The sequence below is a fragment of the Streptomyces sp. CB01373 genome (genome assembly GCF_002803075.1).
Lineage (GTDB): Bacteria > Actinomycetota > Actinomycetes > Streptomycetales > Streptomycetaceae > Streptomyces.
The window spans coordinates 139,519-148,464 of sequence record NZ_NNBK01000011.1 but is presented as its reverse complement, the minus strand read 5'-3'; the positions used below and the strand labels follow the sequence as shown (position 1 = coordinate 148,464).

Annotated in this window: 9 protein-coding genes; 4 read left to right on the top strand and 5 right to left on the bottom strand. The window is 70.3% G+C overall.

Annotated features, from left to right (window positions below; all coding sequences use genetic code 11):
* Positions 1–6 precede the first annotated feature (6 nt).
* Entirely contained in the window at positions 7–225 is a 219-nt protein-coding gene (locus CG719_RS18560; RefSeq protein ID WP_100569767.1) for a DUF397 domain-containing protein, read from the top strand.
* Here the strand turns inward: CG719_RS18560 and glmS are convergent.
* Together glmS and CG719_RS18550 are read right to left on the bottom strand one after the other, a co-directional pair.
* Positions 186–2,033 (bottom strand): glutamine--fructose-6-phosphate transaminase (isomerizing), encoded by a 1,848-nt coding sequence (gene glmS / locus CG719_RS18555; RefSeq protein WP_100569766.1) that lies wholly within the window; start codon positions 2,031–2,033, stop codon positions 186–188. The two genes, CG719_RS18560 and glmS, sit on opposite strands and share 40 nt — an antisense overlap.
* A gap of 100 nt (positions 2,034–2,133) precedes the next feature.
* Positions 2,134–2,919: a hypothetical protein gene (locus CG719_RS18550; RefSeq protein WP_100569765.1), complete on the bottom strand. Its 786-nt coding sequence runs from the start codon at positions 2,917–2,919 to the stop codon at positions 2,134–2,136.
* Between the two features lie 214 nt (positions 2,920–3,133).
* Here CG719_RS18550 and coaA point away from each other — a divergent pair, with 214 nt between their 5' ends.
* Positions 3,134–4,102 (top strand): type I pantothenate kinase, encoded by a 969-nt coding sequence (gene coaA, locus CG719_RS18545; RefSeq protein ID WP_199836679.1) that lies wholly within the window; start codon positions 3,134–3,136, stop codon positions 4,100–4,102.
* Positions 4,103–4,115: 13 nt separating this feature from the next.
* The gene (locus tag CG719_RS18540; RefSeq protein ID WP_100569763.1) at positions 4,116–5,069 is read left to right on the top strand and encodes a DUF389 domain-containing protein; all 954 of its coding nucleotides are present in this window, start codon (positions 4,116–4,118) and stop codon (positions 5,067–5,069) included.
* 6 nt (positions 5,070–5,075) lie between these two features.
* Here CG719_RS18540 and glmM read toward each other — a convergent pair whose 3' ends face one another.
* The 3 genes from glmM to rplM all read right to left on the bottom strand — a co-directional run bounded on the left by glmM (position 5,076) and on the right by rplM (position 7,637).
* Positions 5,076–6,434, bottom strand: coding sequence for a phosphoglucosamine mutase (glmM, locus tag CG719_RS18535; RefSeq protein WP_100569762.1), 1,359 nt, complete (start codon positions 6,432–6,434; stop codon positions 5,076–5,078).
* A 204-nt stretch (positions 6,435–6,638) separates the two neighbouring features.
* Positions 6,639–7,151: a 30S ribosomal protein S9 gene (gene rpsI / locus CG719_RS18530; RefSeq protein WP_010036632.1), complete on the bottom strand. Its 513-nt coding sequence runs from the start codon at positions 7,149–7,151 to the stop codon at positions 6,639–6,641.
* 42 nt (positions 7,152–7,193) lie between these two features.
* Entirely contained in the window at positions 7,194–7,637 is a 444-nt protein-coding gene (gene rplM, locus CG719_RS18525; protein ID WP_100569761.1) for a 50S ribosomal protein L13, read from the bottom strand.
* A 392-nt stretch (positions 7,638–8,029) separates the two neighbouring features.
* Between rplM and CG719_RS18520 the strand changes: the two genes are divergently transcribed.
* The gene (locus CG719_RS18520) at positions 8,030–8,911 is read left to right on the top strand and encodes a hypothetical protein (RefSeq protein WP_100569760.1); all 882 of its coding nucleotides are present in this window, start codon (positions 8,030–8,032) and stop codon (positions 8,909–8,911) included.
* Positions 8,912–8,946: the final 35 nt, after the last annotated feature.

Genomic DNA, 8,946 nt, shown 5'->3' with positions numbered 1-8,946 from the left:
CGCCCCATGCACATCCCCGACAACTGGCGGAAGTCTTCCTACTCCGGTCCCGGCGACGGCAACTCCTGCGTCGAGATCGCCAACTCCCCCACCCACATAGCCGTCCGAGACTCCAAGACCCCGGCCGGAGGCATCGTCACGCTTCCGGCCGAGGCCTTCAGCAGCTTCGTGGCGGCACTGAAGCGTCACTCCACCGTGACGGACTTCGCCAGGTTCCGCGGCTGATCCACCTCGTTGCCCCGCGCGGTGGCGAGTTCGCAGGCGAAGACCTGCAACGGGACCGTGGCGACCAGCGGCTGGAGCAGGGTCGGCGTGGCCGGGATGCGGATCAGGTGGTCGGCGTACGGGGCGACCGCCTCGTCGCCCTCCTCCGCGATCACGATCGTGCGGGCACCCCTCGCCCGGATCTCCTGGATGTTGGAGACGATCTTGTCGTGGAGGAGGGACCGGCCCCGCGGGGACGGCACCACCACGACCACCGGCAGGTCCTCGTCGATCAGCGCGATCGGCCCGTGCTTCAGCTCGCCCGCCGCGAAGCCCTCGGCATGCATGTACGCCAGCTCCTTGAGCTTCAGGGCGCCTTCGAGGGCGACCGGATAGCCCACGTGCCGGCCGAGGAACAGCACCGTGTTCTTGTCCGCCAGCGAGCGCGCCAGCGCCCGTACCGGCTCCATCGTCTCCAGGACCCGCTCGACCGCGCCGCCGATCTGCGACAGGTCGCGGATCACGACCTGGATCTCGTCACCCCACTTGGTGCCGCGGACCTGGCCCAGGTACAGCGCCACCAGGTAGCAGGCCACGAGCTGGGTCAGGAACGCCTTCGTCGAGGCGACCGCGACCTCCGGGCCCGCGTGGGTGTAGAGGACCGCGTCCGACTCGCGCGGGATGGTGGAGCCGTTGGTGTTGCAGATGGCCAGCACCTTGGCGCCCTGCTCCCGGGCGTGGCGCAGGGCCATCAGCGTGTCCATGGTCTCGCCGGACTGGGAGATGGCGATGACGAGGGTCTGGGCGTCCAGGATCGGGTCCCGGTAGCGGAACTCGCTGGCGAGTTCCACCTCGCAGGGGATCCGCGTCCAGTGCTCGATGGCGTACTTGGCGATCATGCCCGCGTGGAAGGCCGTACCGCAGGCGATGATGACGACCTTGTCCATCTCGCGCAGCTCGGCGGCGGAGATGCGGACCTCGTCCAGCGTCAGGGAGCCGCCCGCGTCGATGCGGCCGAGCAGCGTGTCGGCGACCGCCTTGGGCTGCTCGGCGATCTCCTTGAGCATGAAGTAGTCGTAGCCGCCCTTCTCCGCGGCCGCCGCGTCCCAGTCGACGTCGTAGGAGCGGACGTCGGCGGGCCGGCCGTCGAACCCCATGACCGTCACCCGGTCCCGGCGCAGCTCGACCACCTGGTCCTGGCCCAGCTCGATCGCGGAGCGGGTGTGGGCGATGAACGCGGCGACGTCGGAGGCGAGGAAGGCCTCGCCCTCCCCGACGCCCACGACCAGCGGGGAGTTGCGGCGGGCGCCCACGACCACGTCCGGTTCGCCGGCGTGCACGGCGACCAGCGTGAACGCGCCCTCGAGGCGCCGGCACACCAGCCGCATGGCCTCCGCGAGATCGGCGCTCACCGAGAACTCCTCGGCGAGCAGGTGCGCCACGACCTCGGTGTCGGTCTCGGAGTGCAGCTCGTGCCCGCGCTCGGTCAACTCGGCCCGCAGCGCGGCGAAGTTCTCGATGATGCCGTTGTGGACGACGGCGACCCGCCCCGAATTGTCCAGGTGCGGGTGGGCGTTGCCGTCGGTGGGCCCGCCGTGGGTGGCCCATCGGGTGTGCCCGATGCCCGTGGAACCGGTCGGCAGTGGCCGGTCCGCGAGTTCCTTCTCCAGGTTGACCAGCTTCCCGGCCCGCTTGGCCGCCGCCAGCCCGCCGTCCGCGAGCACGGCGACACCGGCCGAGTCGTAACCCCGGTACTCCAGCCGCTTCAGACCGGCCATCACGACTTCGAGTGCCGACTGCGACCCCACGTATCCCACGATTCCGCACATGGGCGGCAGCCTACGGGCCCGCACCCGCCGGAAGTGGGGACTTCGTGCCCGAAATCGGAAATTCCCACCGGGGCGGGAAGGGCCCCGGTGGGTCCTGGGATCACTTCAGCTTGGCGAGCTGCGCGTCGACGAGCGCCGTGGGGAAGTCGAAGTCCTTGCCCGAGACGGCCGCCGCGAGGTTGATGGCGGGGAGGTAGACCACGGTGGCGCCCTTGCGGACGACGACGGCCTTCACCGGCGCCTTGACGCCGTCGGCGTTCATGGTCTGCGTCACCGCGAACGCCTCGTCCGCGCCCTCGGGCGCCTGGGTCACGGCCACCTTGGCGATCCCGGTCTTGGTGCCGTCCGCGCTGTAGGTGTAGCCGCCGGCGCACTTGTCGGCGGCCGTCCGAAGGTCCTTCAGCGCCTGCTCGGCGCCGCCGTCTTCGTAGGAGGCGAGGGTCACGACGGCCTTCTCCCGGTCGAGTCCGGCCAGCAGGGCGACCTGGGGGTCGGCGCCCGCCGCGGGCTTCTTCCCGTCGGCCAGCCACGACCGCTTCACGGTGGCGGCGGGCGTGCCCACCCAGCTGCCCGACTGGACGAGCGCCAGCGGCGTGCAGGCGGCGTCGCCGGTCTTCACCTTGTCCTGGGCGATGTCGTCCTTCGCCGGCAGCTTGGTGACCTTGCCGCTCTTGACGTCCGCCTGGGTGAGCGCGGCCTTCTCCAGCTCGGCGGCGCCGAGCGCCTTGGCCGGTGCTGCGGAGGCGGTCTTGTCGGCCTGAGCGGTCTTGCCGTCGTCGGCCTTCGCGTCCTTGTTGTCGGAGGAACCGCCGCAGGCGGTGGCGAGCAGGACCAGAGCGGCGGTGGACGCGGCGAGCGCGGTACGGCGGACCACGAGGGAACTCACGGAAGGTCACTCTTTCTCTTCGGACCGGCGGACGGTCTCCCCGGCCAGTCACCGCACTCTATGTGCCGCAGCCCTGGAGATGATCTTGAATAGGCGGCCCGGTACCCGAACGTGACGGCGACGTGATCTCCACCCCCCGCAGACGTGACACAGCCCACCCTGCGCGCTGTTCAAACTCCGTTAACAATGGAATGTGATCTCTCCGGTCTCCTCGATGCCCCGGAGCGCCCACCGGTCCCGGCCGGAGGCGACTCCCTACGTCGACCTCACCCGCGCCGAATGGAGCGCGTTGCGTGACAAGACGCCGTTGCCGCTCTCCGCCGCGGAGGTCGAGCGACTGCGCGGTCTCGGCGACGTGATCGACCTCGACGAAGTGCGGGACATCTACCTGCCGCTGTCCCGGCTGCTCAACCTCTACGTCGGCGCGACGGACGGGCTGCGCGGCGCGCTGAACACGTTCCTCGGCGAGCAGGGTTCCCAGTCCGGCACGCCCTTCGTGATCGGGGTGGCCGGCTCGGTCGCCGTGGGCAAGTCGACCGTCGCCCGGCTGCTCCAGGCACTGCTGTCCCGCTGGCCCGAGCATCCGCGGGTCGAGCTGGTCACCACCGACGGGTTCCTGCTGCCCACACGGGAGTTGGAGGCGCGGGGGCTGATGTCGCGCAAGGGCTTCCCGGAGTCGTACGACCGGCGGGCCCTGACCCGGTTCGTCGCCGACATCAAGGCCGGCAAGGACGAGGTGACCGCGCCCGTCTACTCCCACCTCATCTACGACATCGTCCCCGGCGAGAAGCTGACCGTGCGTCGCCCCGACATCCTCATCGTCGAGGGCCTGAACGTCCTCCAGCCCGCCCTGCCCGGCACGGACGGCCGCACCAGGGTCGGACTCGCCGACTACTTCGACTTCAGCGTGTACGTCGACGCGCGCACCGAGGACATCGAGCGCTGGTACCTGGACCGGTTCGGCAAGCTGCGCACGACGGCCTTCCAGGACCCGTCCTCGTACTTCCGCAAGTACACCCAGGTGTCCGAGTCGGAGGCCCTCGACTACGCCCGCAGGATGTGGCGGACCATCAACAAGCCGAACCTGGTGGAGAACATCGCGCCCACCCGGGGCCGTGCCACGCTCGTGCTGCGCAAGGGCCCCGACCACAAGGTGCAGCGGCTGAGCCTGCGCAAACTGTGACTACGCTGCCGCCATGCTTCATCTTCGCCTGATCACACCGGCCGAACAGACCGACGCCGTACTGCGTCTGATCGAGACGACGGTCGGCACCGCGCACCTGGTCGTACTGCCTTCCGCCGCCCGCGACCCGGCCGGTGACGTGGTCCTGTGCGATGTCGCGCGCGAGGCCGCCGACGAACTCCTCGACGGACTGCGGGAGCTGGGCATCGAACGGAGCGGCTCCGTCTCCGTCGAGACCCCCGACCTGACGCTCTCCGCCCGGGCCGAGCGGGCGGAGAAGGCGGCACCGGGCGAGGGCGCGGACGCGGTGCTGTGGCAGGAGCTGACGGAGGCCACGCACGAGGAGTCGACGCTGTCGGTCACCTACCTCGCGTTCATCACGCTGGCCACCATGATCGCCGCCTGTGGTGTGGTGCTCGACAACGCCGTCCTGATCGTCGGCGCGATGGCCGTGGGACCGGAGTTCGGGCCGCTGGCGGGCATCGGCACGGCCCTGGTGCAGCGGGCACCGCGGCTGGCACTGCGCTCGCTGATCGCCCTGCTGGCCGGCTTCGCGCTGGCGATGGCGGTCACCGCGGGCTTCGCGTTGTTCATGGACGCCGTCGGACTGTTCAGCAAGGCGAAGCTGGAGGGCGCCCGGCCCAACACCGCCTTCGTCTACGCCCCCGACGCGTTCTCCTTCGTCGTGGCGGTCCTCGCCGGAGCCGCCGGCACGCTCTCGCTGACGTCCGCCAAGTCCGGTGCCCTGATCGGTGTGGCCATCTCCGTGACCACCGTCCCGGCCGCCGCGAACGCGGCCGTCGCGCTCGCCTACGGCGACACCGCCCAGACCGCGGGCTCGACGGTGCAGCTTCTGCTGAACATGCTCGGCATCGTCCTGGCGGGCACGCTCACCCTGCTCGCCCAGAAGTGGTTCTGGGCGAGGCAGCGCGAGCGCACGTCCAAGGCCGGCCAGGGTCTGACGTAGGACCGGTCAGCCGAGCGCCGACTTCACCGAATCGGCCAGGCGGCCCGCCACCGAGCGGGCCTGCTCGATGTCCGCGGCCTCGACCATCACACGGACCAGCGGCTCGGTGCCCGACGGGCGCAGCAGCACGCGGCCCGTCTCGCCCAGCTCCCGCTCCGCCTCGGCGACCGCGGCGGCGAGGTCGGCGGAGGTCTTCACCCGGGTCTTGTCCACGTCGGGCACGTTGACGAGGACCTGCGGCAGGCGCTCCATCACGGATGCCAGGTCCCGCAGCGTACGGCCGGCCCCGGCGATCCGGGCGGCCAGCATCAGGCCGGTGAGCGTGCCGTCGCCGGTGGTGGCGTGGTCCAGAATGATGACGTGGCCGGACTGCTCGCCGCCGAGGGCGTAACCCTTGTCCTTCATCTCCTCCAGGACGTAGCGGTCGCCGACGGCGGTCTGCACGAGCTGGATGCCCTCGCGCTCCATGGCGAGCTTGAAGCCCAGGTTCGACATCACGGTCGCGACGACGGTGTCGGAGGGCAGTGCGGAACGCTCCCGCATCGCCAGCGTGAGCACGGCCAGGATCTGGTCGCCGTCGACCTCCTCGCCGGTGTGGTCCACGGCCAGGCAGCGGTCGGCGTCGCCGTCGTGCGCGATGCCGAGGTCGGCGCCGTGCTCGGTGACGGCGGCTTTGAGCGGGCCGAGGTGGGTCGAGCCGCAGCCGTCGTTGATGTTCAGGCCGTCCGGGTCGGCGCCGATGGTGACGACCTCGGCCCCGGCGCGCCGGAAGGCCTCCGGGGAGACGCCGGCCGCGGCGCCGTGCGCCTCGTCGAGCACGATCTTCAGACCGTCCAGCCGGTTCGGCAGGGCGCCGACGAGGTGGGCGACGTACCGGTCGAAGCCCTCGTCGTACTCGCGGACCCGGCCCACGCCGGCGCCCGTCGGGCGGTTCCAGGGCGCGCCGGTGCGGTGCTCCTCGTAGACGGACTCGATCCGGTCCTCCAGCTCGTCGGCGAGCTTGTGACCGCCCCGGGCGAAGAACTTGACGCCGTTGTCCGGCATGGCGTTGTGGCTGGCCGACAGCATCACGCCGAGGTCGGCGCCGAGCTCCCCGGTCAGGTACGCCACCGCCGGTGTCGGCAGCACGCCGACCCGCAGGACGTCCACGCCCGCGCTCGCCAGGCCCGCGACCACGGCCGCCTCCAGGAACTCCCCGGACGCGCGCGGATCCCGCCCGACCACCGCCGTCGGTCGGTGGCCCTCGAAGGTTCCCGCCTCGGCCAGTACGTGCGCCGCGGCGACCGAGAGGCCGAGCGCGAGCTCGGCGGTCAGGTCCGCGTTGGCGACACCACGGACGCCGTCCGTGCCGAAGAGTCGTCCCACTTGTCCTCCTGAGGAAGCGTCGGTTCGAGAAGAGGGCCGGTCCGTGGGCCGGTCCATGGCATTCGACGCTCCGGGCATCCGATCACACCAGCCGTTGAGCACCTTGTGCCGTTATACGCCCAAGCTTTGCGATAAACGAACGCCCCGGAGGCACATAGGCGTGCCGCCGGGGCGTTCGGAGTACGTGCAGGGGCGCCGTCGAGATTAGCGCTTGCTGTACTGCGGGGCCTTGCGGGCCTTCTTCAGACCGGCCTTCTTGCGCTCGACCGCACGGTCGTCACGACGCAGGAAGCCCGCCTTCTTCAGCGCGCCGCGGTTGTTGTCGACGTCGGCCTCGTTCAGGGCACGGGCGACACCGAGGCGGAGGGCACCGGCCTGACCGGAGACGCCGCCACCGGCGATGCGGGCGATGACGTCGTAACGGCCCTCGAGCTCGAGCACCTTGAAGGGCTCGTTGACTTCCTGCTGGTGCACCTTGTTCGGGAAGTAGTCCTCGAGGGTGCGACCGTTGATCTTCCACTTGCCGGTGCCCGGGACGATCCGGACGCGGGCAATGGCGTTCTTGCGACGGCCCAGGCCGGCGGCCGGCTGGGGCTCACCGAAACGGGACGCCATCGACTCCGAGGTGTACTCGCCCTCGACGGGGACCTCGGACTCGGTGGTGTAGCTGTCGATGTCAAGCTCTTCGAGCGGCTGCTCGGCAGTGGTCTCGGCCACGATTCTCCTCAGATTCTCTTCGGTCTTAGGGGGTGGCCGGACTTACTGCGCGACCTGGGTGATCTCGAACGGCACCGGCTGCTGGGCGCTGTGCGGGTGCTGGTCACCCTTGTAGACCTTCAGCTTCGAGAGCATCTGACGGCCCAGGGAGTTCTTGGGGAGCATGCCCTTGACGGCCTTCTCGATGGCCTTCTCGGGGTTCTTGTCCAGCAGCTCGTCGTAACGGACGGAGCGCAGACCACCCGGGTAGCCGGAGTGGCGGTACGCCATCTTCTGGGTCCGCTTGTTGCCGGAGAGGTGCACCTTGTCCGCGTTGATGATGATGACGAAGTCACCAGCGTCGACGTGCGGCGCGTAGATCGGCTTGTGCTTGCCCCGCAGAAGGGTGGCAGCGGTGGACGCCAGGCGGCCCAGGACGACGTCCTGGGCGTCAATGACGTGCCACTGGCGCGTGATGTCGCCGGGCTTGGGGCTGTACGTACGCACGGTTCGTAGCCTTCGCTTCTTCAGTGAGTGGTCCTGACAAGGTCACCAAAGACGATCACGACAGCCCTGACCGCACAGCGGTGACGCAAACCGCGTGCTGGTCGCTGGTCATCGGCCCGGTGGACCGGTGTAAGGGCCCGTCCCGTGAGAATGAGCAAGCCAATACACAACGAAGATGCAGGATACCCGTGGCGGCCTGGCCGGGTCAAAACGGGTGTACGACCGCGGGTCCCGGCGGTTCCCACCCCCCCGATCCGGACCCGCGATCCCGGCCGCTCCACGACTGGTATCGGCTGTCGGCGCGCCGCTTTGTACCGGCGTGCACCTAAGGCCCCAGGTGGGCGGCCGCGGGCGGCGCGGAGGGCCCTCGGACCCCGTCTAAGATGCGCCCCATGAGTTATGGGCAGGGGGGCTCGCAGTCCCAGTGGGATCCCTGGAAACCGAATTCTGAGCAGTCGCCGAACAGCGCGGGCAGCGGTCAGAACCCTGACTGGGCCGCGCTCGCCGACGCCTCGGAGGCACGGAGCAGACGGCGCCGGCTGCTGTTCATCGGCGGTGGCGTGCTGGCCGTCGTCGGGATCGGCGCTGCCGTCGCCATGGCCGTGGTGTCGGCGAACGGCGACAACAGCGCGTCGGGCGGGCCGGCCACACAGCTGCCCGGCTCCGCCGCCCTGCCGAGCGGCTCCGCCACGGCGCCGTCCTTCGCCCCGACCACCGCCCCGCCTCCGCTGGATCCGAAGGACTTCATATCCAGCGCGAAGAAGGACACGGCCCCGCTCAGCGTGGACACCCTCTTCCCGGGCGCCCAGCTGACCATGGGCGAGACCGTGTACAAGAAGGGCCCCACGGACGACAGCAAGAACTGCGCCGCGGTCGCCCAGGGCACGCTCGCCAAGGCCCTCACGGACAACGACTGCACCCGCCTGCTGCGGGTGACCTACACCCAGGGCGGCGTCGCGCTGACGGTCGGCATCGCCGTCTTCGACACCGAGGCGCAGGCGCTCAAGGCGAAGGGCGCGACGGACAACAAGAGCATCATCAAGCCGCTGTCCGGCGGCGGCGTCAAGGCCTTCTGCAACGGGGCCGTCTGCCGCTCCACGACCAACTCCTACGGCCGCTACGCCTACTTCACCCTCACCGGCTTCGCCAACGGCACGAGCGTGACGAACAAGGACACCGCGGCCTTCAAGGCCGGCGACGACCTCGCCGAGTTCTCCTTCCAGCAGATCCGCCGGCGCGGCGAGACCCAGGCGTCGGCGGCGGCCGGCCAGTAACAGCCGGCCGCCTGCCGCACGGGGGAACCGGAGGC

Excerpts from the sequence above, each read along its gene's own strand:
- CG719_RS18560 (WP_100569767.1), top strand. The coding sequence starts at position 7 with ATGCACATCCCCGACAACTGGCGGAAGTCTTCCTACTCCGGTCCCGGC.
- glmS (WP_100569766.1), bottom strand. The coding sequence starts at position 2,033 with ATGTGCGGAATCGTGGGATACGTGGGGTCGCAGTCGGCACTCGAAGTC.
- coaA (WP_199836679.1), top strand. The coding sequence starts at position 3,134 with ATGCCCCGGAGCGCCCACCGGTCCCGGCCGGAGGCGACTCCCTACGTC.
- CG719_RS18540 (WP_100569763.1), top strand. The coding sequence starts at position 4,116 with ATGCTTCATCTTCGCCTGATCACACCGGCCGAACAGACCGACGCCGTA.
- CG719_RS18520 (WP_100569760.1), top strand. The coding sequence starts at position 8,030 with ATGAGTTATGGGCAGGGGGGCTCGCAGTCCCAGTGGGATCCCTGGAAA.